The organism is Streptomyces sp. TRM70350 (assembly GCF_019219825.1).
In the GTDB taxonomy this organism is placed as follows: Bacteria; Actinomycetota; Actinomycetes; order Streptomycetales; family Streptomycetaceae; genus Streptomyces.
The window spans coordinates 238,071-258,412 of record NZ_JAHUXH010000005.1 but is presented as its reverse complement, the minus strand read 5'-3'; the positions used below and the strand labels follow the sequence as shown (position 1 = coordinate 258,412).

Annotated in this window: 21 protein-coding genes and 1 pseudogene; 13 read left to right on the top strand and 9 right to left on the bottom strand. The window is 71.2% G+C overall.

Annotation, left to right across the window (positions count from 1 at the left end; all coding sequences use genetic code 11):
* Positions 1-59 precede the first annotated feature (59 nt).
* From KWI83_RS10885 to KWI83_RS10875, 3 genes are all read right to left on the bottom strand, one after another.
* Complete coding sequence (locus tag KWI83_RS10885; protein WP_218514097.1) at positions 60-728, bottom strand: class I SAM-dependent methyltransferase; 669 nt, start codon at positions 726-728, stop codon at positions 60-62.
* Positions 729-806: 78 nt separating this feature from the next.
* Entirely contained in the window at positions 807-1,271 is a 465-nt protein-coding gene (locus tag KWI83_RS10880) for a hypothetical protein (protein ID WP_218514096.1), read from the bottom strand.
* Positions 1,272-1,600: 329 nt separating this feature from the next.
* The gene (locus tag KWI83_RS10875; RefSeq protein ID WP_218514095.1) at positions 1,601-2,083 is read right to left on the bottom strand and encodes a hypothetical protein; all 483 of its coding nucleotides are present in this window, start codon (positions 2,081-2,083) and stop codon (positions 1,601-1,603) included.
* A gap of 223 nt (positions 2,084-2,306) precedes the next feature.
* Between KWI83_RS10875 and KWI83_RS10870 the strand changes: the two are divergent.
* From KWI83_RS10870 to KWI83_RS10855, 4 genes and pseudogenes are all read left to right on the top strand, one after another.
* Positions 2,307-3,058: pseudogene (locus tag KWI83_RS10870) on the top strand (DUF6879 family protein).
* Between the two features lie 12 nt (positions 3,059-3,070).
* The gene (locus KWI83_RS10865; RefSeq protein WP_218514094.1) at positions 3,071-3,922 is read left to right on the top strand and encodes a helix-turn-helix transcriptional regulator; all 852 of its coding nucleotides are present in this window, start codon (positions 3,071-3,073) and stop codon (positions 3,920-3,922) included.
* Between the two features lie 112 nt (positions 3,923-4,034).
* Positions 4,035-5,240, top strand: coding sequence for a cytochrome P450 (locus tag KWI83_RS10860; protein ID WP_218514093.1), 1,206 nt, complete (start codon positions 4,035-4,037; stop codon positions 5,238-5,240).
* 108 nt (positions 5,241-5,348) lie between these two features.
* Positions 5,349-5,909: a Uma2 family endonuclease gene (locus KWI83_RS10855; protein ID WP_218514092.1), complete on the top strand. Its 561-nt coding sequence runs from the start codon at positions 5,349-5,351 to the stop codon at positions 5,907-5,909.
* Positions 5,910-5,918: 9 nt separating this feature from the next.
* Here KWI83_RS10855 and KWI83_RS10850 read toward each other — a convergent pair whose 3' ends face one another.
* Both KWI83_RS10850 and KWI83_RS10845 read right to left on the bottom strand, forming a co-directional pair.
* The gene (locus KWI83_RS10850) at positions 5,919-7,526 is read right to left on the bottom strand and encodes an ABC transporter permease (RefSeq protein WP_218514091.1); all 1,608 of its coding nucleotides are present in this window, start codon (positions 7,524-7,526) and stop codon (positions 5,919-5,921) included.
* Positions 7,523-8,437 carry an ABC transporter ATP-binding protein gene (locus KWI83_RS10845; RefSeq protein ID WP_218514090.1) on the bottom strand — a complete coding sequence of 305 codons (915 nt, stop codon included), beginning with the start codon at positions 8,435-8,437 and terminating at the stop codon, positions 7,523-7,525. Before KWI83_RS10845 ends, KWI83_RS10850 begins: the two co-directional genes overlap by 4 nt.
* 103 nt (positions 8,438-8,540) lie before the next feature.
* Between KWI83_RS10845 and KWI83_RS10840 the strand changes: the two genes are divergently transcribed.
* A complete protein-coding gene (locus KWI83_RS10840) occupies positions 8,541-9,095 on the top strand; it encodes a GbsR/MarR family transcriptional regulator (protein WP_218514089.1) in 555 nt (184 codons plus the stop codon).
* A 532-nt stretch (positions 9,096-9,627) separates the two neighbouring features.
* On the opposite strand, the gene KWI83_RS10835 is transcribed toward KWI83_RS10840, so the two are convergent.
* Positions 9,628-10,476 carry a diacylglycerol kinase gene (locus tag KWI83_RS10835; protein ID WP_218514088.1) on the bottom strand — a complete coding sequence of 283 codons (849 nt, stop codon included), beginning with the start codon at positions 10,474-10,476 and terminating at the stop codon, positions 9,628-9,630.
* A gap of 186 nt (positions 10,477-10,662) precedes the next feature.
* Between KWI83_RS10835 and KWI83_RS10830 the strand changes: the two genes are divergently transcribed.
* The 5 genes from KWI83_RS10830 (at position 10,663) to KWI83_RS10810 (ending at position 14,036) form a co-directional block, all read left to right on the top strand.
* A complete protein-coding gene (locus KWI83_RS10830) occupies positions 10,663-11,946 on the top strand; it encodes an adenylosuccinate synthase (protein ID WP_218514087.1) in 1,284 nt (427 codons plus the stop codon).
* A gap of 239 nt (positions 11,947-12,185) precedes the next feature.
* On the top strand, positions 12,186-12,815 hold the full coding sequence (locus KWI83_RS10825; protein WP_218514086.1) for a hypothetical protein: 630 nt from the start codon (positions 12,186-12,188) through the stop codon (positions 12,813-12,815).
* 115 nt (positions 12,816-12,930) lie between these two features.
* Positions 12,931-13,194: a hypothetical protein gene (locus tag KWI83_RS10820; RefSeq protein ID WP_256362058.1), complete on the top strand. Its 264-nt coding sequence runs from the start codon at positions 12,931-12,933 to the stop codon at positions 13,192-13,194.
* Positions 13,191-13,604 (top strand): hypothetical protein, encoded by a 414-nt coding sequence (locus tag KWI83_RS10815; RefSeq protein WP_374106289.1) that lies wholly within the window; start codon positions 13,191-13,193, stop codon positions 13,602-13,604. The genes KWI83_RS10820 and KWI83_RS10815 overlap by 4 nt, the downstream gene beginning before the upstream one ends.
* 141 nt (positions 13,605-13,745) lie before the next feature.
* The gene (locus KWI83_RS10810) at positions 13,746-14,036 is read left to right on the top strand and encodes a DUF3303 family protein (protein WP_218514084.1); all 291 of its coding nucleotides are present in this window, start codon (positions 13,746-13,748) and stop codon (positions 14,034-14,036) included.
* A 7-nt stretch (positions 14,037-14,043) separates the two neighbouring features.
* On the opposite strand, the gene KWI83_RS10805 is transcribed toward KWI83_RS10810, so the two are convergent.
* The 3 genes from KWI83_RS10805 to KWI83_RS10795 all read right to left on the bottom strand — a co-directional run bounded on the left by KWI83_RS10805 (position 14,044) and on the right by KWI83_RS10795 (position 16,989).
* The gene (locus KWI83_RS10805; protein ID WP_218514083.1) at positions 14,044-14,694 is read right to left on the bottom strand and encodes a hypothetical protein; all 651 of its coding nucleotides are present in this window, start codon (positions 14,692-14,694) and stop codon (positions 14,044-14,046) included.
* A gap of 123 nt (positions 14,695-14,817) precedes the next feature.
* On the bottom strand, positions 14,818-15,528 hold the full coding sequence (locus KWI83_RS10800; RefSeq protein ID WP_218514082.1) for a GntR family transcriptional regulator: 711 nt from the start codon (positions 15,526-15,528) through the stop codon (positions 14,818-14,820).
* A gap of 105 nt (positions 15,529-15,633) precedes the next feature.
* Complete coding sequence (locus KWI83_RS10795; RefSeq protein ID WP_218514081.1) at positions 15,634-16,989, bottom strand: aspartate aminotransferase family protein; 1,356 nt, start codon at positions 16,987-16,989, stop codon at positions 15,634-15,636.
* A gap of 185 nt (positions 16,990-17,174) precedes the next feature.
* Here KWI83_RS10795 and KWI83_RS10790 point away from each other — a divergent pair, with 185 nt between their 5' ends.
* The 3 genes from KWI83_RS10790 to KWI83_RS10780 all read left to right on the top strand — a co-directional run bounded on the left by KWI83_RS10790 (position 17,175) and on the right by KWI83_RS10780 (position 20,271).
* Positions 17,175-17,786: a type 1 glutamine amidotransferase family protein gene (locus KWI83_RS10790; protein ID WP_218514080.1), complete on the top strand. Its 612-nt coding sequence runs from the start codon at positions 17,175-17,177 to the stop codon at positions 17,784-17,786.
* Positions 17,783-18,247, top strand: coding sequence for a MarR family winged helix-turn-helix transcriptional regulator (locus KWI83_RS10785; protein WP_218514079.1), 465 nt, complete (start codon positions 17,783-17,785; stop codon positions 18,245-18,247). The genes KWI83_RS10790 and KWI83_RS10785 overlap by 4 nt, the downstream gene beginning before the upstream one ends.
* Positions 18,248-18,363: 116 nt before the next feature.
* The gene (locus KWI83_RS10780; RefSeq protein WP_218514078.1) at positions 18,364-20,271 is read left to right on the top strand and encodes a serine/threonine-protein kinase; all 1,908 of its coding nucleotides are present in this window, start codon (positions 18,364-18,366) and stop codon (positions 20,269-20,271) included.
* The last annotated feature ends 71 nt before the right edge of the window (positions 20,272-20,342 follow it).

The following is a 20,342-nucleotide window of genomic DNA, read 5'->3' as shown; positions in this document are numbered from 1 at the left end:
CCGCCTCACAAGGACGGGAGTGCAGACGACAGTCGGACGTCTGTACGGCGGCGATGTGCTCAGGCGCGGGTCTGGACGATCAGCGTGCCGATCGTGCGCGGCCCGGGCGGTGCGGGGAGCACCACCGCGCGCACGTCCGTGAAACCATGCTCGACGAGCAGCTGCTCCCATACCTCCGGCCCGTAGTCCCACCGCTTCACCACGAGCGGGTCCTCCTCGTCGCCGCGCGGGATGTACGAGGCCTGGCAGCCGTAGCAGCCCTCCACGGGCGGCCGCTGCGAGAACACGAGTCGACCGCCGGGACGCATCCGCTCACGCACGGCGGGCAGCAGCCGGGCGGGGTCGGTGAACCACACGGCGCCATACACCGAGTACACCGCGTCGTACACCCCGCCGGGCTCCTGCATGAATCCTATGGCCTCCGCTTGGTGCAGCTCCAGGCCGGAAAGGTGTCCCCACCGCTCGCGGGCGGCGCGCAGCTGCTCGGCCGAGACGTCGACGCCGACGGCCCGCATGCCCAGGACGGTCAGGTGAGCGGCGTTCGCGCCCTTACCGCAGCCGAGGCCGAGGACCCGGGCGCCGGCCGCAACCTCAAGCAGTTCGGCGCCGGGGCCGTGGTCGGGGTACTGCGTCCAGTTGAACCAGGTTGTCTCGCCGCGGGCGTTCGTCAGCCGGCGCTCGGGGCGCTGCCGCGCGTAGGCGTCCCAGGCGATCGCCGTGTCGGTCACGCCATGCTCCGCTCATAGGGCCGGCCGCCCGGCGGTGACACCGGACGGCTGGAGTGTCGTACAGGTGGTGCTGGATTGTCAGCCGCGCTTCGGGCTGTCGTGGCATCCGTTGTGGCACCGGGTGCAGTCAGCTGCGGTGTCCCACAGTTCGGTGTCCACGGTGTATCCGGCGGCGCGGATCGCAGCCAGGGTCCGCTCCCGAGTGGCTCGTGGGACGCCCGGCAGTTGCTCGTTCATGTCGGTCGGGACGTGGTGGACGAAATGGCCGACGACCCGGTCACAGAAGGCGGCGTAGTCGACGGTGTGCAGGATGAACGCGTGCCCGCCGTAGTCGACCAGCTCGCTCGGCACGAGAGACTGCCCGGGCTGCCGGCCGGAGGCGGCGATGAACGCGGCTGCCTGGCCGACGATGCTGCGCGCGGTCGCCTCGTCGATGCCCCGGTGGTCGGTGGTGATGCGGCGGGCGAGTCGGTCGGTCACCTCGGGGTCGACCAGGGTGATCGGGTCGGTGGTGCCCATGGGACGTTCTAACGCGATCGTCACGTGATTCCTCCTGTTGTGGACGTGTGCCTCTGGCGGGAGGCGATGGACCCCACGCCCTCTCGCCGAAAGGGCCGGGGTGCAGAAGGCGGGAGGGGTTCGTGCGGCGGCCGTCGGCGCCGCTGCCAGTACTCACTGCTGCCTCGGGCGCTGACGGTCGGCATGGTGGTTGCGGATCTCCACGTTGCAGTCCGAAACGTGGGACTGGTCGTTCCGAGCCGCTGCCGCGGCACGTTGGCGCGCCAGCGCCCGGCACACTCCGCAGTCCGCCTGGGGCTCAGGCCACTCCAGCGGGAGGCCGAGCCTGGGCGCCTCTTCCATGGTGGTCGATTTCATCCGAGTGCCCCCGAGGGGCGCAGGTGCCGGCCGGGCCCGAACGCCGCGGCAAGTACGGCGGGATCGGTGAGATGCCCCGTTCCATCCGGACGCCAGAGCCACCAACGCCCCGCCACCTGCCGCCCGCTCGGCGGGCAGTTCAGCGTCCAGCCCGCCGGCTGCATGGTCACCTGCCGTACGTCAGCCAGTGCCTCGACGGCATCGATCGGCACGAGCCACCACAACGTGTCGAGGTCCGGGTCAGCGAGCACGGGCCCTCGCTGTTCCTCGTGGATGCGCACGGCGGCGGCCATGCCGGTGACGAGACGGGATTCGGCGACGATCCAGTGCTCGCCGGAGGTTAGGGGCGCGAGCTCCTCCGCGTCCCAGGCGTGGCGTACGAGGTCCGGGTGCGCGGAGCAGTCGGCGAGCCATGCGTCCCCGGCCTCGTACAACGCCGCGAGTGTGGCCGCACGCGTCGCGGTCGGCTTCGTGTTCATGCCGCGCGGTCCTCTCGCTGGAGGGCGGTTGATGTCTGTGACTGCGTCCATGAACAGGACAGTAGGAAGGGCCTGTTGACAGGCGCTATGTGATGTTCTCGAATGTTCTCGCAGGCTGGCCGAATGTTCTCGCCTGGTCTCACGAAGGGGCGTGTGTCCTGTAGTACGGCACACCGCACGTGGTGATGCTGAAGGGGAGACCGGCACCGGCAGGGGAGGAACCATGGCACGACGCCTGCGTTTCAACGGCACAGACAGCAAGAACGGCGGCTGCCCAGCTATCCACGAAGACCTGGACAGCGGCGAAGTCGTCGTCCAGGGGCGACCGCTCACCGACCCGGACGACATCGCGCAGCTCCAGCACTTCGGCCCGGGCGACGCTGCGGTGGTCGTGCCGCGCGAGTTGCTCGTCAACCACGGCCCGAAGGAGATGGAACGCGTGTCCAAGCTCATCGGCCTGGAGGAGTTCGGCCGACTGTTCAAGACGTTCGAGCACTCGGCCTGGCACCTGGAGACCCGGCGCGGCTACGCCTCCGACCGCGAGGACCCGGCCTTCGCTGAGTTTCTGGAGACCGGCGAGGCGCCGATGGACCCGACAGCGACTGGTGCCGGACCATCAGTCGGCAGACGGCCGCGGGAAAGTACGTTGGCCGGGTCCGCATCGTCGACAACCCGCCGACCGAGGGGCAGTTGTTCCTGCTGTCCTACGCGCGGTGCAACGCGGCCACTGGGGAGGACGTGCGGAACCTGTGGCGGGAGGACGCCGAGCGGGCGCACCTGCCCGCAGAGGATTTCTGGCTCTTCGACAGCCGCTTGGTGGCCATCCTCCGCTTCAACGACCAGGACGCATTCCACGACGTGGAGATCGTCACCGAGCCCGCAGAGGTGCTCCGGTACTGCCAGGTCCGGGATGCGGCCGTGCACGCGTCCGTACCGTATGACGAGTTCGCGGCACAGCTCGGCGCGAAGGGGTAGTGAGCGGTACCGGTGAGCACGGACTACCAGCAGGCACGGGAGGCCCTCGGCGCACGTCTGAGAGAGCTGCGCTTCTCCGCCCCTGGTGGCAGGCTCACCGGTACGCAGCTCGCGCAGCGGCTCGGCTGGCCGCACTCGAAGGTGTACAAGCTGGAGGGCGGCCGGCAGACCGCTACGGCGGCAGACTTGCGGGCGTGGGCTGATGCTGTCGGCCAGTCCGACACCTTCGAGGAACTGAACGCGAGGCTACGCGGCTTCGAGTCCCACATCCGGTCCTGGCGCCGCCAGCTCGCCGCCGGTCACCGGCCCGTGCAGGACAGCTGGAACGTGGCCGTGGATCAGGCTCGCGTCATCCACGCCTGGGAGGAAGCCGTCATTCCGGGCATGCTCCAGACCGCGGACTACGCACGGCACATCTTCCTGCGGTACGCCGACCTGCAGGGCACCCTGCGGGACACGGACGCCGCGGTTCTCTCCAGGATGGAGCGGCAGAAGTGGCTTTACCAAGGCGGCCGCCGGTTCCATGCTCTGGTGTGGGAGGCGGCGCTGCGCACTCTCGTGTGCCCGCCGTCGGTGCTCGTCGGCCAGCTTGACCGGATCGCGGGACAGATCGGGATGGACACCGTAGAGCTGGGTGTCGTCCCTCTGGGTGCGTCGCTACGTGTCCCGGCCGCGAATGGATTCTGGGTCCTGGACGAGCGACTCGTCATCACTGAGGACTGGCACGCAGAGCTGTGGCTCGACGATGCCGAGACGGTGGCCTTGTACCTGCGGATCTGGCGCACCCTGCGCGAATCCGCGGTCTACGGCGCTGACGCGCAGAACGTGATCAACCGGGCCCGGCGGGCGCTGAACAAAGGGTGACCCCGGCATTCGGGGCAGTAGCCCATCCGGCTGCCCGCGCGGGTGCCGCATCTACCGCGAGCCGCAACAACACCCCTGTTCAGCGACCGTCCCCCCGCGTTAGCGTCCGCTCATGGCACCCTTCGACCCCTGGGACCCCGCGTTCCTCTCCGACCCGTACCCCGCCTACGCCGAGCTGCGTGCCCAGGGGCGCGTGATCCGTTACGAGCCCACCGACCAGTGGCTCGTCCCGCACCACGCGGACGTCTCGGCGCTGCTGCGCGACCGGCGGCTCGGCCGGACCTACCAGCACCGGTTCACGCACGAGGAGTTTGATCGGACCCCGCCCCCGCCGGAGCACGAGCCGTTCCACACGCTGAACGATCACGGGATGCTCGACCTGGAGCCGCCGGACCACACGCGGATCCGGCGCCTGGTGTCGAAGGCGTTCACCCCGCGCACGGTGGAGCGGCTGAAGCCGTACGTCGACGGGCTGGCCGGTGATCTCGTCTCGGCGCTGGTCGAGGCGGGCGGCGGGGACCTGCTGACCGACGTGGCGGAACCCCTCCCGGTCGCCGTGATCGCCGAGATGCTCGGCATCCCCGAGTCGGACCGGGCCCCGCTGCGGCCCTGGTCGGCGGACATCTGCGGGATGTACGAGCTGAACCCGTCGGAGGAGACGGCGGCGAGGGCGGTGCGGGCGTCGGTCGAGTTCTCGGAGTATCTGCGGGAGTTGATCGCGCGGCGGCGCAAGGAGCCCGGTGAGGATCTCATCTCCGGTCTGATCGCCGCGCACGACGAGGGCGACCGGCTGACCGAGCAGGAGATGATCTCGACGGCCGTGCTGCTGCTGAACGCGGGCCACGAGGCCACGGTGAACGCCACCGTCAACGGCTGGTGGGCGCTGTTCCGCAACCCGGACCAGCTGGCGGCCCTCCGCGCCGACCACTCCCTCGTCCCCTCGGCCGTCGAGGAGCTGATGCGCTACGACACCCCGCTCCAGCTCTTCGAACGCTGGGTGCTGGACGAGATCGAGATCGACGGCACGGTGATCCCCAGGGGCGCGGAGATCGCGATGCTCTTCGGCTCCGCCAACCATGACCCGGCGGTCTTCACCGACCCCGGCCGCCTCGACCTCACCCGCCAGGACAACCCCCACATCTCCTTCAGCGCCGGTATCCACTACTGCATCGGCGCCCCGCTGGCCCGTATGGAACTGGCCGCGTCGATGAGGGCGCTGCTGGAGAAGGCACCGACGCTCACCCTGTCATCGGAGCCGGAGCGGAAGCCGAACTTTGTGATCCGGGGATTGAAGGGGCTGAACGTAGAGGTGGGGTGATCACCCGTTCGGCTGAGCAACGGGGAGATCCGGCCCCGGATCATTGGCGGATCGACAAGCTGGTGCGGCCTGTGAAGGGAGATCGCGGTGATGGGCGGGTCGTGCCACATGCTGGTGGAGGAGTTCGAGGAGATCGCGGCATTCGCCGAGCGTGAGATCGAGACCGTCGGGTTGGAATTCGTCGAGGGCCGGATCGGGGCCAGAAAGGCGACGAACGGCAACCACGGGACGGTCGTGGCATGGCCGCTCCGCGAGTGGATGTCGGTTCGGCCAGGGCTGGGCCTCTACCCGGGCGCCGGTTTGAAGGTGGGGCCGCAGCGCACGGGACGGGTCGTGCCCGACGGCGCACTGGCGCCGATCGGGCACTTCTCCGGCCAGGGCGACTGGGCGGAGCCGGACGGTGTGCTGATGACCGTAGAAGTCACGTCGCACGACTCGGACACGTACCACCGCGATCGCGTCGAGAAGCCCTTGGCCTACGCCACGGCGAACATTCCCGCCTATCTGCTGATCGACCGCGTCAACACCACTGTCACCCTGCACAGCGACCCGCATCCGGAGATTGGTTACCGCACCATCCGGAGGGAACCCTTCGGCGCCAAACTCTCGCTGCCCGACCCCGTCGGCATCGAACTCGACACCGAGAGGCTCAAGCAGTACGTCGACTGACCCCCACCGTCAGCCGCTGATCACGTCCCGCCGCCGCAACCCCGCCACCCCCACCCCCACCAGCACCACCGCAACGCCGGTCAGCACCAGCACCGGCCCCCACTCCATCTCCCCACCCGGCAGCTTCGGCAGATGCCCGAACGGCGACACATCCAGCACCGCCTGCGGGACATCCAGCGCCGGGCCGACCCACCCGATCAGCAGGACCGCCCCGGCGACGCCCCACGCCGCCGTCGCCACCCGCGGCGACACCCCGTGCAGCAGTACCGCCACCCCGCCGATCACCCAGATCGCCGGGAGCTGCACCAGGCAGGCGGCCAGGATCGGGCCCGCCGACTTGCCGTAGCCGAGCGCGAGGCCCAGCCCCGCCAGCAGCATGAGCAGCACCGAGCCGCCGAAGGCGACGATCAGGTGGCCCGCCGCCCAGCGCAGCCGCCCCACCGCGTTCGCGAGGACCGGCTCCGCCCGTCCCGACGTCTCCTCGCCGTGCAGCCGCAGCACCGACGCCACGACGTAGAGGGCGGCGACGAGCCCGAGCATCCCCACCATCGCCGCGAGGAACGCGTCCGTCAGGCCGGACTGGCCGCCCATCCGCTGGAAGATCTCCCGGGCGTTGTCGTTGTCGCCGACCAGGTCGGCCGCGCCCTCGGTCATCCCGCCGTACACCACCCCGGCGAGGAGGAAGCCGATGCTCCAGCCGAGCACGCTGCCCCGCTGCAACCGCCAGGCCAGTGCACCGGCCGTACCCAGCCGCCCCTCGGCGGGGCCCGGTCGGCTGGGCAGGAAGCTCATGCCGACGTCCCGCCGCCCGGCGAGCTCGTACGCCACCGCGCCCTGCACCACCGCCGCCCCGGCGAACAGCAGCAGCACCCACCACCGTTCGTCCGCGAACGCCCGCAGGTTCTCCAGCCAGCCGATCGGCGACACCCACGTCAGCACCGACGAACCGTCGTCCGTCGCCGAGTCGCCCGCCGCGCGCAGCACGAAGGCCGCGCCGAGCAGTCCGGCCGTCAGCCCGCGCGCCAGCCGCGCGCTCTCCGTGAACTGGGCGACGATCGCCGCCATCGTCGCGAAGACCATGCCGACGCCCGCGATCCCCAGCCCGAAGGCCAGCGCCCCACCGGCACCCTGACCGGCCAGGCCCCCGGCGATCAGCAGCGCCAGCACCGCGTTGGCGACCGCCGCCGTCAGCAGCGCCGCCGTCAGCGGGGCCCGGCGGCCCACCATCCCGGCCGAGATCATCTCCTGCCGGCCGCTCTCCTCCTCGTCACGCGTGTGCCGTACGACGATGAGCAGGCTCATCACGGCGGCGAGCGCACCGGCGTAGACGCCCGCCCGCCAGGCCGTCAGCGCGCCGAGCGAGTCGTCGAAGACCGGGCCGATCATGGCGCGCAGGGAGGCGTTGGTCTCCATCTGGCGGACCAGGTCGGCCCGTTCGGCGGCGGTGCCGTACAGGCCCTTGAGGGTGTTCGGCATGGACAGCACCATCAGGGCGTTCACGCCCACCCAGATCGGGATCATGGCCCGGTCGCGGCGCAGCGCGAAGCGCACCAGCGTGCCGGTACCGGCCAGTTGACGGGACCCGGTGCCCCGGAGAGCGAAGGCCGTGGCGGTCATCGCGCGGCCACCTCGCTGAGCGCGCCGGTCTCGTCCTGGTAGTGCCGCATGAACAGCTCCTCCAGGGTGGGCGGCGTCGAGGTCAGGGACCGTACGCCGGAGTCGCTGAGGGACTTCAGTACGTCGTTCAGCTTGTCGGTGTCGACCTGGAGGCGGACCCTGTGCCCCTGTACGTCGAGGTCGTGCACGCCGGGCAGGTGGGACAGCCCGTTGGGCGGACCGGCCAGTTCGGCGGTCACGCTGGTGCGGGTCAGGTGGCGCAGGTCGGCGAGCGAGCCCGTCTCCACCGTCCGGCCCTTGCGGATGATGCTGACCCGGTCGCACAGCTCCTCGACCTCGCTCAGGATGTGGGAGGAGAGCAGGATCGTCCGGCCGCGTTCGCGCTCCTCGGCGACGCAGCGCTGGAAGACCTCCTCCATCAGCGGGTCCAGGCCCGAGGTGGGCTCGTCCAGGATCAGCAGGTCGACGTCCGAGGCGAAGGCGGCGACGAGGGCGACCTTCTGCCGGTTGCCTTTCGAATACGTCCGCCCCTTCTTGGCCGGGTCCAGCTCGAACCGCTCGACCAGTTCCGCGCGGCGCCGCTTGTCGAGGCCGCCGCGCAGCCGGCCGTACAGGTCGATGACCTCCCCGCCGGAGAGGTTGCGCCACAGGGTCACGTCGCCGGGGACGTACGCGATCCGGCGATGGAGTTCGACCGCGTCCGCCCAGGGGTCGCGGCCCAGCACCTGCGCGGCGCCGGAGTCGGCGCGCAGCAGGCCGAGCAGGACGCGGATGGTGGTGGACTTCCCCGCGCCGTTCGGGCCGAGGAAGCCGTGTACCTCACCGGACTCGACGTCCAGGTCGAGGCCGTCGAGCGCACGGGTCCGGCCGAACGACTTGTGCAGGCCGGAGACGGTGATTGCCTTGGTCATGGTTCAGAACGTACGCGGGCTTCAGAAAATTGTGAAGTTAAGGAAGTGTATAAATGGTCGGTAGACTCGGGGGCGGGCGCTGAGCAGGGGAGATGATGCGGGGATGACCGGACCGAGCGAGAGTGCGGGCGAGAGTGTGAGCGCGCAGGCGGGCGTGCGGGCGGGCGGGCGCGAGGCGGAGGGGCGGGATCCGGAGGCGATCTCCCGTTTCGTCGAGCACTTCGCGGCGCAGCTCGTCGAGGCCGGCATGCCGAGGATGCCCTCCCGCGTCTTCGCGGCCCTGCTCGTCTCCGACGCCGGTGCCCTGACCTCCGCCGAGCTGGGCGAACAGCTGCGGATCTCGCCCGCCGCGGTCTCCGGCGCGGTGCGCTACCTGGCCCAGGTCCACATGGTCTCGCGCGAGCGGGAGCCCGGTTCGCGCCGGGAGCGGTACCGGGTGCACGGCGACCAGTGGTACGAGGCGCTCACCAACCGCGAGGCCGTGCTGAAACGCTGGGAGGACGCCCTGCGCGAGGGCGTCGAGAGCCTGGGCCGCGACACCCCGGCCGGCCGCCGCCTCGCCGAGACCCTCGCCTTCTTCGAGTACCTGGAGGGGGAACTGGCGGCACTGATGGAACGCTGGCGCGCGCACCGGGAGCAGATCTTCGGCCGCGGCTGACACCGCGTGCCCCGGCGCCTCGCGGTATACGCCCACATTCTGCGTCGGGCACCCGGCGCCCTGTGGCTCGCGCTCGCACGCTGCGTCGGGCACCCGGCGCCCCGCGGCTCGCACCCGCACTCAGCAGCGGGCGCCGCGCCCCGTGTCTCCCACCCCGCACCCTGCTGAAGCGGCTCGCGAGACGTGCGCGGGACGCGGCGGGTGCGCCGCGGTCGCATCACGTCGGGCGCGCGCTCCGTCGTAGGGGTGTACCTGGCCGTACTCCATGGCCGTCACCGCTTCCACCCCGCCACGCTGCGTCCTGGTCACCGGGGGTATCGCTTTGGCGACATCCAGTGAGGAGAGGTCCACCATGAGGCGAATCCTTGCGCCCGGGCCCCGGTGATCCGGACAGGACCCCTGACCGGGCCTCGCTCCGCGACCGACACCGCCACCCCGCCCGCGGAGCGAGTCCCTTCACCTGCTCCGCAGCGTCGGCACGCACACTCCCCGTCCCGCACCCGCCACGCCCACGCCCGCCACGCGAGTCCCTTCACCCGCCCGGCAACGTCAACCCCCACGCCCCCTCCCACGCCCGCCACGTCCGTGTCCGCACCGGCCCGCTCACCCCCGCGTCCGACCGGTACCGGAAGTCCGCTCCCGAGACGGTCACCGTGCGTCCCTCCGCCCGTACCGGCGTGGCCTCCGCGCCCACCGACAGCGGGCGCACCTCGACCTCCGCCGCGCCCGAGCCGCCCGGGGCGAGGGACACGGCCTCGACCGGCTGGTCCAGATCCACCAGCGTCGACCCGTCGACCTCGACCCGCAGCCGCGCGGGCCCCGGCGCGGACACCGACGGGGCCCGCGCCGGGCGGGCCGCCACCAGGGTGCGTACGAGGGACTGGCAGGTCCGCAGCCAGGGCGCCCGCGCCGACGCCGCGCCCTCCCCGCTCGGCGGCACCGGCGGGATCCGCAGCGCCCCCAGCACCACGCCGTCGCTGTCGTCGACGAGCAGATCCAGCCGCCGTTCGACGCCCTCCAGTACGGCCCGCGCCGCCGACACCGCGCTCACCGGCACCCCCAGTGCTGCCGTGAGCCCCAGGGCGGACCCCACGGGGACGACCGACAGCACACTTCCGGCCAGCTCCCGCTGTCGGTGCAGCAGGGACACCGCCCGCACCAGGGCGCGGTCGTCGCCGATCAGCACCGGCCGCCGCGACCCCCTGCGCTGAAGCGCCCGGGCGAACTCCTCCGGTCCGTCCGGCAGGCACACCTTGGTGGCCGCACCCGCGCTGAGCACGTCTTTCGCGATGCGGACGGACTCCCCGTCCGTCCTCCGAGCGACCGGATCGATGATCACCAGCAGCTGATCGGACATCGCGGAAGTCGCCACCTCGGTCATGCCTCGCTTCCTCGGGTAGCATCTTTGTGCAAGAGCCCCTTGCGCTATTGCGCCAGGGGCTTCGTCTATTCCGGGGCACCCGGTCCGACGGTCGCGGCCAACGACGGCCGCGGGGCACGCGACGGCACGACCCGCCGCGTACGCCCCTGACCTTGGACATGCCCCGCCCGGAAGGGGTGTACGCGCGTGCCCGCACTTGTGCTGCTCGGTGCTCAGTGGGGTGACGAAGGCAAGGGAAAGGCGACGGACCTGCTAGGCGGGTCGGTCGACTACGTAGTGCGCTACCAGGGCGGCAACAACGCCGGCCACACCGTCGTCGTCGGCGACCAGAAGTACGCACTGCATCTGCTCCCTTCCGGAATCCTGTCCCCCGGCTGCACGCCGGTCATCGGCAACGGCGTCGTCGTCGACCCGTCTGTCCTGCTCTCCGAGCTGAGCGGGCTGAACGAGCGTGGCGTCGACACGTCCAAGCTCCTGATCAGCGGCAACGCGCACATCATCACGTCGTACAACGTGACGGTCGACAAGGTGACGGAGCGTTTCCTCGGAAAGCGCAAGATCGGCACGACGGGCCGCGGCATCGGTCCGACGTACGCCGACAAGATCAACCGCGTCGGGATCCGCGTCCAGGACCTGTACGACGAGTCGATCCTGACCCAGAAGGTCGAGGCGGCGCTCGACGTCAAGAACCAGATCCTCACCAAGCTCTACAACCGCCGCGCCATCGCGGTCGAGCAGGTCGTCGAGGAGCTGCTGGGTTACGCCGACCAGATCCGCCCGTACGTCGCCGACACGGTGCTGGTCCTGAACAAGGCGCTGGATGACGACAAGGTGGTGTTGTTCGAGGGCGGCCAGGGCACGCTGCTGGACATCGATCACGGCACGTACCCGTTCGTGACGTCGAGCAACCCCACCGCCGGTGGTGCCTGCACGGGCGCCGGTGTCGGCCCCACGAAGATCAGCCGCGTGATCGGCATCCTCAAGGCCTACACGACCCGCGTCGGCGCGGGCCCGTTCCCGACGGAGCTCTTCGACGAGGACGGCGAGGCGCTGCGCCGGATCGGCGGCGAGCGGGGGGTGACCACGGGCCGTGACCGGCGCTGCGGCTGGTTCGACGCGGTGATCGCCCGCTACGCGACCCGCGTGAACGGCCTGACGGACTTCTTCCTCACCAAGCTCGACGTCCTCACCGGCTGGGAGCAGATCCCGGTCTGCGTGGCGTACGAGATCGACGGCGAGCGCGTCGAGGAGCTGCCGTACTCCCAGACGGACTTCCACCACGCGAAGCCCGTCTACGAGATGCTGCCCGGCTGGTCGGAGGACATCAGCAAGGCGAAGACCTTCGCCGACCTGCCGAAGAACGCGCAGGCCTACGTCAAGGCCCTGGAGGAGATGTCCGGCGCCCCGGTCTCCGCGATCGGCGTGGGGCCGGGCCGGGACGAGACGATCGAGATCAACTCGTTCCTGTGACCCCGCCCCTCTGACCTCCGGTCGCTCACCACGCATCCCCAACTGCTCGTACGCACGAGCAGTTGGGGATGTTCGTTTGCACTCCCACGAGTGAATCAAGCGAACTTCCGCCTGGGAAAAGGCGGTTCCGGCTTGCGCTCGTCGCTCTGCGTGCCCTTAGAGTCACGCCAACGGATCAAAGAAACGCCCCCGCGGTGCTGCAACACCCGGGGGCTCGACACCAGGAGCTAACCCTCCAGATGCGCATTCATCGTACGGCGCCCGTGCGCGCCTTTTCAGCCCTCTCTCACACTCTTCTCTCCGACCGGAGCATCTCCTGGTGCGCGGTGGGCGTACTGGCGTACCTATTGAGCCTCCCGGACGCGACTCGCGTCACCGTCCGTGCGCTCGCCGAGCAGCGCAGGGAAGGCCTGGGGCGGATCGCTCGGGCCCTGCGTGAGCTGGAGGAATCGCGGTATCTGCGGAGGGTGCTGCGCGGGGACCGGGAGACGGGGCAACTCGTCGCCGTCTACGAGGTGTTCGACAGTCCGTACGAAGACGAGTCACGTGCGGGTGAACCTGAAAAAGTTCGGAACCTGACCTGCGGCGAGTCCGCCTCGTCGGTCCATCAGCGCACGGTGCTCGCCGCGAGGCTGCTCGGCTCGCTCGGCATCACGCATCCCTGCCTCATGCTCGGCGCATCCCAGGTGTGGCGGCTCGCGCCGCTGGTGGTGGAGTGGTGGGACGCGGGGGTGAGCAGTGCGCAGGTGCGGGCGGCGCTGACCGAGGGGCTGCCGAGGCGCGTGTACTCACCCGCCGCCCTCGTCGAGAACCGGCTCCGGCACAAGCGCCCGGCACACCCGGCGGTGGGGTCGGCCGCGGCCGCGTAGGCCTGAAAAGACTCCCGACCGCGTGTCCGCGCGGTGAGGTACCTGGGAAGAAGGGAAACCGATGACCGCAGTACTTGAGCGGACCGAGGCGGTATACCGAAGGTATACTGCCGCCATGGCTGACACCACCGTCAAGGTCGATCCCGCTGTCCGTGACCGCCTCATGGTGCTCGCCCGTGAGCGCGGGATGACCATGCGCGACCTGATCGCCGAGCTGGCGGGGGCCACGCCCACGCAGGAGGAGTTGCGCAGGCGGTACGAGGAGACGAAGGCGTACTGCGAAACGCACTTCGGCGTGACGCTCACCGACGAGGATCACGACCGCGTGGAGAAGGTCTGGCAGGACCTGGAGGCCGGTCGGCCCGTGGACAGCCTGTGAGCGCGATGAGGGCCGGGTCGACCGGCGTCGTCTTCGACGAGTCGGCCTTGCTGGCGCTGACCTCGGGTAACTCGCTGGCCTCGCAGTTCGTGTCGAACACCGAGCATGGGCCCACCCGGCACGTGTACGTTCCCGCGTTGTGTCTGGCCGCGGCGGACGGGATGCGCAAGGGGCTTGCCGAGCACGTCGGAGCCCTGCCCGCCGTCGAGATCGTCGAGCTGGACCTCGCGGGCGCGGCCACCGTGGGCGCGCTGCTGCGTGACGGAGTGGAGTGGCGGCTGGGCCAGGCGGTCCACCTGTCCCGCCCGACGCCGGACTGGCCGGACGGACGGCACGTCCTGACCGTCGAGCCCGAGCGGTATGCGGACATGCCCCTCGTTCGCACCCTCAGGTTGCCGCGCCAGCGGTGACCCTCGGTCGGGGAGGGTGCCGGCTCCCGCGTCCTCCCCGCCAGGACCCCGCCAGGAAAACCCTCGTAAACCGGGCATATCCTGAGGTTGTACGTGCCCTCTGCCGGAAGAACCGGAAGAACCGGAAGAAGGTGACGAGCGATGCGCGTCATGCTCAAGGCCACGCTCGACACGGACAAGGCGAACGAGGCTCTCCGCAGTGGCAAGCTGCTCGAGTTTCTGAAGGAGGCCGTCGAGCCGCTGAAGCCGGAGGCCGCCTACTTCGGACCGGCGGGCGGCCGCCGTACCTGCTTCATCGTGTTCGACCTTCAGGACAGTTCCGAACTGCCGCGCACACTGGAGCCGTTCTTCACCCAGTTCAACGCCCGGACCGAGGTCTTCCCGGTGATGACCGGCGAGGACCTGCAGAAGGGGCTCGCGCAGCCCCGCTGAGCGGGCCTCAGCTGAACACGATCATCGAGCCCTGCGCGAGGCTGCGCGTCGCCGCCGCGTGCAGCCCCAGCCACACATGCCGTTCGCGGGCGAACGGGCTCGGGTCGTACGGGGCGGGTACGGCGGGTTCCTCCAACTCCGTGGGGGCCGACGGCGGTTGGGGCGGCGCCGGAGGGTTGGCCGGGTCGATGCCGATCGACGGCGCCACGAACTCCAACTCGCGCAACAGGGCCTGCGTGGAGCCCAGCGGGCCGCCGCCCGCGAGGAGTTCCTCGTCCGACAACGGGTGCGGAAAGTCGACAGGGACGTACGCTCCCGCGTGGTCGTAGTGCCAGACCAGGTGCGACTGCTGGGCCGTCGTCTCGAACATCTCCAGCAGCTGCTCGTAGTCGCCGCCCAGTTCGTCGACCGGCGTCACCGGCAGGCCGCAGACCTGGAGCAGATACACGCGGCGCAGGAAGTGCAGCGCGTCGTAGTCGAAACCGGCCACCGGGGCGACGTCGCCGGACAGTCCCGGCATGTACTGGTACACCGGCACCGGCGGCAGCCCGGCCTCGGCGAGCACCTTGTTGTATTGCGCGAGTTCCTCGGCGAACGGGTTGTCGGGCGTGTGGCACAACACGTCGACGAGCGGTACCAGCCACAGGTCACAGGCCAAAAGAGGGCTCCTCATAACGCGGGCGGCGCGGGTGATGACGCGGGCAGCGCATAGCACAGTGGTCAAAGAAGGGTAATCCGTGTGGTGCGGGGCGGAGCCCCGTGTGCAGGTCCCATACCCACGTCAGCCGGTGGCCAGCCGCTCGATCAGAGCCAGCGCGTGCGCGTTGTGCGCGGCGACGATGGAGCGCGCGGCGTCGGTGTCGCGCCGGGAGAGCGCGTCGATCAGTTCGGTGTGGCCGGCCCACAGGTGACCCCGCAGATCGGTGACCCGGCGCAGATGCTGCACCCCGCACACCCAGGACTGCACACGCAGCCGGTGCAGGAAGTCCACCAGGTAGGGGTTGCCGAACAGGCTGCTCAGCTCGCGCCAGAAGCGCAGGTCGTAGCCGATCAGCACGGTCAGGTCCCCGGCGCAGGCGGCGCGCTGCGCCTCCTCGCCGCGCCGCCGCACGCCCGCGAGCGCGGCGGCCGTGTACGGGTCGTCGGGATCCTGGAAGTGCGGCGGGCCGCCCCGGCCGCGGTCGAGGGCGTGGAACATGCCGTCGATGACCAGGCTGCGCGCCTCGACCAGCCCGCGGAAGTCGGCGAAGGAGTACTCACGGACCCGGAAGCCCCGGTGCTGGAGCGCCTCCAGCAGGCCCTGCGCGGACAGGTCGACCAGCGCCTCGCGCACCGGCGTCGCGGAGACGCCGTACTGCTCGGCGATCTCCTTGACCGTGAACTCCTGCCCCGGCTGCAGCCGCCCGGCCAGCACCTCGTCGCGTAGCGCGTCCGCGATCTGCTGCCGCAGGGTGCTGCGGGTCACAGCGCCGTTGCCGCCGGTGCCGGGCATGGTCGGGGGTCTCCTCATCGCGTGCGGGTGGCGTGCTCGTGGTGGGTTCCCCGTGGTGGGGGTCCACGAGCACGCCACCTTACGCGCTCGGATGCCGGACCGTGATTACTCGGTGTGCTCGTCGGCCACCGACAGGGCCGCGTCCAGCGCCGCCAGCCCCTCCTTCAGCTCGGCCTCGGTCACATTGCACGGCGGCACGATGTGCGTCCGGTTCATGTTCACGAACGGCCACACTCCGCCCGCCTTCGCCGCCGCCGCGAAGGCGGCCATCGGCGCGTTGGCCTCACCGGCCGCGTTGTACGGCACCAGCGGCTCGCGCGTCTCCTTGTTCCGCACCAGCTCTAGCGCCCAGAACATGCCGACGCCGCGCACCTCGCCCACGCAGGCGTGCCGCTCGGCCAGCTCCCGCAGCGCGGGCTCCACGACCTCGGCGCCCAGCCGGGCGGCGTTCTCGACCACGCCCTCCTCGGCCATCACGTTGATCGTCGCGACGGCGGCGGCACAGGCGAGGGGATGGCCGGAGTACGTCAGTCCGCCCGGGTACGGCCGCCTGCCGAAGGTCGACGCGATCTCCCCGGAGACGGCGACCCCGCCGAGCGGCACGTATCCGGAGTTCACGCCCTTCGCGAAGGTCATCAGGTCCGGTACGACGTCGAACAGGTCCGCCGCGAACCACTCACCGGTCCGCCCGAACCCCGCCATCACCTCGTCGAGGACGAAGACGATCCCGTACGTGTCGCAGAGCTCGCGGACCCCCGCCAGATACCCCGGCGGCGGCACCATGATCCCCGCGGTCCCGGGGATCGTCTCCAGGACGATCGCGGCGATGGTCGCCGGGCCCTCGAAGGCGATCGTCGTCTCCAGGTGCTCCAGCGCCCGGGCGCACTCCTGCTCCTCGGTCTCGGCGTAGAAGCGGGAGCGGTACAGGAAGGGCGCCCAGAAGTGCACGACCCCGGCCGTGCCGCTGTCGTTGGCCCAGCGGCGCGGGTCGCCGGTGATGTTCACGGCCTGCTGGGTGCCGCCGTGGTACGAGCGGTACGCCGACAGCACCTTCGGGCGGCCGGTGTGCAGCCGGGCCATGCGCACGGCGTGCTCGACGGCGTCGGCGCCACCGTTGGTGAAGAAGATCTTGTCCAGATCACCCGGCGTCCGCTCGGCGATCAGCCGCGCCGCCTCGGAGCGGGCCTCGACGGCGAAGGCGGGCGCGAAGGTGGACAGGGTCGCGGCCTGTTCCTGGATCGCGGCGACGACCTTCGGGTGCTGGTAGCCGATGTTCGTGTAGACGAGGCCGCTGGTGAAGTCGAGGTAGCGGTTGCCGTCGTAGTCCCAGAAGTACGACCCCTCCGCACCGGCGACGGCGAGCGGGTCGATGAGTTCCTGCGCGGACCAGGAGTGGAACACGTGCGCACGGTCCACGGCCTTCACGGCTGCACCGGCGGCGGGATGGGGCTGAGGGGTCATGCCGCCGAGGGTAAATGTCCGGGATGCGGACGCGACATCGGCGTCCTGTATGGGGTCTCGCGCATTCCGCGACAGAGTGTCGACGCGCACCTCCCCGGAAAGCATGGACAGGATGCATTGACAGGATGCTGTCGAATGTGACAGTATCCTGTCATAGGCATTCGCCGCATGACCCAGGAGACGTCATGAACAGCAGCCGCAAGCCCGTCCATCTGGCCGTCTACGACACCCTCGCCGACTGGGAGACGGGCCACGCGACGGCGTATCTTGCCCGGGCCGGCTACGAGATCCGCACCGTCGGCCCCTCCACCGCCCCGGTCACCAGCATCGGCGGCCTGGGCATCCAGCCCGACCTGGCCCTGGACGACGTACGGCCCGAGGACAGCTCGCTGCTGATCCTCCCGGGCGCCGACCTCTGGGACACGAGCGACGACCTCGCGCCCGTCGCCCGCAAGGCGCGCGAGTTCCTGGCCGCCGGGGTGCCCGTCGCCGCGATCTGCGGGGCCACCGCCGGGCTCGCCCGCGAGGGCCTGCTCGACGACCGGGACCACACCAGCGCGGTCTCCTTCTATCTCGCCGCGACCGGCTACCAGGGCGGCGAACGGTACGTCGACGCCGACGCGGTCACCGACGGCGGACTGATCACCGCCGGGCCGACCGAGCCGGTCGCCTTCGCGCGGGAGGTCTTCCGGCTGCTCGGGGTGTACGACAGCGAGGTGCTGGACGCCTGGTACCGGCTGTTCCACGACTCCGACGCCGAGGCGTACGCCGTCCTCGAACAGGCGGGTGCGAGGTGAGCCGACGGCGGCAGGACCTGCTCAGCCGTGGGGCGCTCGGCGTCTTCCGGCTGAACGGCCAGTTGCTCGCGGTGGCGGAGGAGCTGGCCCGCCCGGCCGGGCTCACCGCGGCCTGGTGGCAGGTCCTGGGCGCGGTGCTGCCCGAGCCGCTGCCCGTCGCCGGGATCGCCCGGGAGATGGGCATCACCCGGCAGAGCGTCCAGCGCGTCGCCGATCTGCTGGTCGAACGGGGCCTGGCCGAATACCGCCCCAACCCCGCCCACCGCCGCGCCAAGCTCCTGGCCCCCACTCAGGCGGGCCTTGCGGCGGTACGCCGTATCGACCCCGGCTACGCGGACTTCGCGGACCGGCTGGCTCGGGCGCTGGGGGAGGAGGGATTCGAGGAGACGGTACGGGTGCTGGAGCGGCTGTCGCGGGTGCTCGACGAGGTGGGGACGCCGACGGCCGCGGTGGAGCCGTAGGGACGGGCGCCTCGCTTCCGTTACGGAACCGTAGAAAGCGGCCCGGCCGTCTCCCCGTATCGCCGGATTATTCTTCGGTCATCGCACAGGGGCGGATGGGGGGAGGCGGGTTCGCTGTGGACAGACTGGGGCCTGGGGATCCACCGCGGATCGGTGCCTACCGGCTGCTGGCGCGGCTCGGCGCCGGCGGGATGGGGCATGTGTATCTGGCGCGGTCGGACCGGGGGCGGACCGTCGCGGTCAAGCTGGTGCGCAAGGAACTGGCCGCGCGGGAGGAGTTCCGCGCGCGGTTCCGGCAGGAGGTGCAGGCCGCCCGGCAGGTCGGCGGCCACTGGACCGCGCCCGTGCTCGACGCCGACACCGAGGCGGCCGTGCCGTGGGTGGCCACCGGGTATGTCGCCGGGCCGAGCCTGCAGCAGGTCGTCGGCCGGGACCACGGGGCACTGCCCGAGCGTTCGGTACGGATCCTGGCGGCCGGGCTCGCGCACGCGCTGAAGGACATCCACGCCGCCGGGATCGTGCACCGGGACCTCAAGCCGTCCAACGTACTCGTCACCATCGACGGGCCCCGCGTCATCGACTTCGGGATCGCGCGGGCGATGGAGACGGTGACCGACGGGGGCCTGACCCGGACCGGCGCGCTCGTCGGCTCGCCCGGCTTCATGGCGCCCGAGCAGGTGCGCGGCGACCGCGTCACGGCCGCCTGCGACGTCTTCTGCCTCGGCTCCGTCCTCGCCTACGCCGCCACCGGCAACCTGCCCTTCGGCGGCGCCGACAGCGGGGTGCACGCCCTGATGTTCCGCATCGCCCAGGAGGAACCCGACCTGGACGGCGTGCCCGAGGGCGTCGCCGATCTCGTACGCCACTGCCTGCGCAAGGACCCGGCCGCCCGGCCGACGCTGGACGACATCCTTCGGCGCACGGGCGCCGAGGACACCGTCACCGGCGGGCGGTCCCGGGAACCCTGGCTGCCGGGCGCACTGGTGGCCCAACTCGGGCGGCACGCCGTGCAGTTGCTGGATACGGAGGACCCGGAGGGGGCCGGGGCCGCCGACGCCGACCGGGACGCCTCACCCGAGCACGCGTCCGCCGCCGACGAGGCGGCACCGGCGGCCGCGGGTCAGCAGCCCGGAGCGCAGCCCCTGGACCGGATGCCCACGGCGGCCGCCGCCCAGGGCGCCGCACCACCGGCCCCACCGCACCCGGCGTACGGCTCGCCCCCGCAGGGGCAGGGCCACCCCCAGCAGCCCCAGGGGCAGGGCGCCGCGCAGGCCGCGGCGCCGCCACCGCCGTACGTCCCGGTGTACGGGCCGCACAACGGAGGCGCGCCGGTCGGTGGCGCGTACAACAACGGGCCGTACGCCGCCGCTTCGCACGCCTACGGCCCCTACGGCGGTCTCGGCCCCACCCCTCCCTACGGCCCGCCCGCCGTGGTGACCTCCGAGGAGCCACCCCGCAGAAGCGTCCGCGCCACCGTCGCGCTCGTCGCCATGGCGCTGGTCGTCGCGCTCGCCGCCGGTGGGACGGTGTACGCGCTGATGGACGGCAGCGAGAGCCCGCAGTCCGGCCCGACCGCCGCCGCGCCCGCCGGCTCCTCCGCCCCGGCCACCCCCGAGGCGTCCACCACCGCGCCGGAGCCCTCGCCGTCGGCCTCGTCCACGCCCGCCGGGGCGATACCCGACGGCTACCTCGGCACCTGGACGACCACGATCGACAACGCCGGCGGGCAGCACACCCGGCGGCTGACCCTTCAGCAGGGCGAGGTCGGCGACACGGTCCTGTCCCTCGTCGCGGACGGGCCCGCGGAGGGCGGCGGCAGCTATCACTGCGTGTTCCAGGCGGAGCTGGCGGCAGCGCCGGGTGCGGACGGCCCGGTGCGGGTCGGCCCGTCCACGGTGACGGTCGGCGAACCGCCCACCGCCTGCACACCGGGCGCGGCCACCGAGATCACCCTGCTGCCGGACGGCAGCCTGCAGCGCGTGAACGGGACCACCGGGGAGAAACTGATCTACCGGCGCCCGTGACGCGTGCCGGGCCACGGGCGAAGTCCCGTTCCCCGTGAGAAAGTTGAACGTACAGCGAACTTTGACGGCCG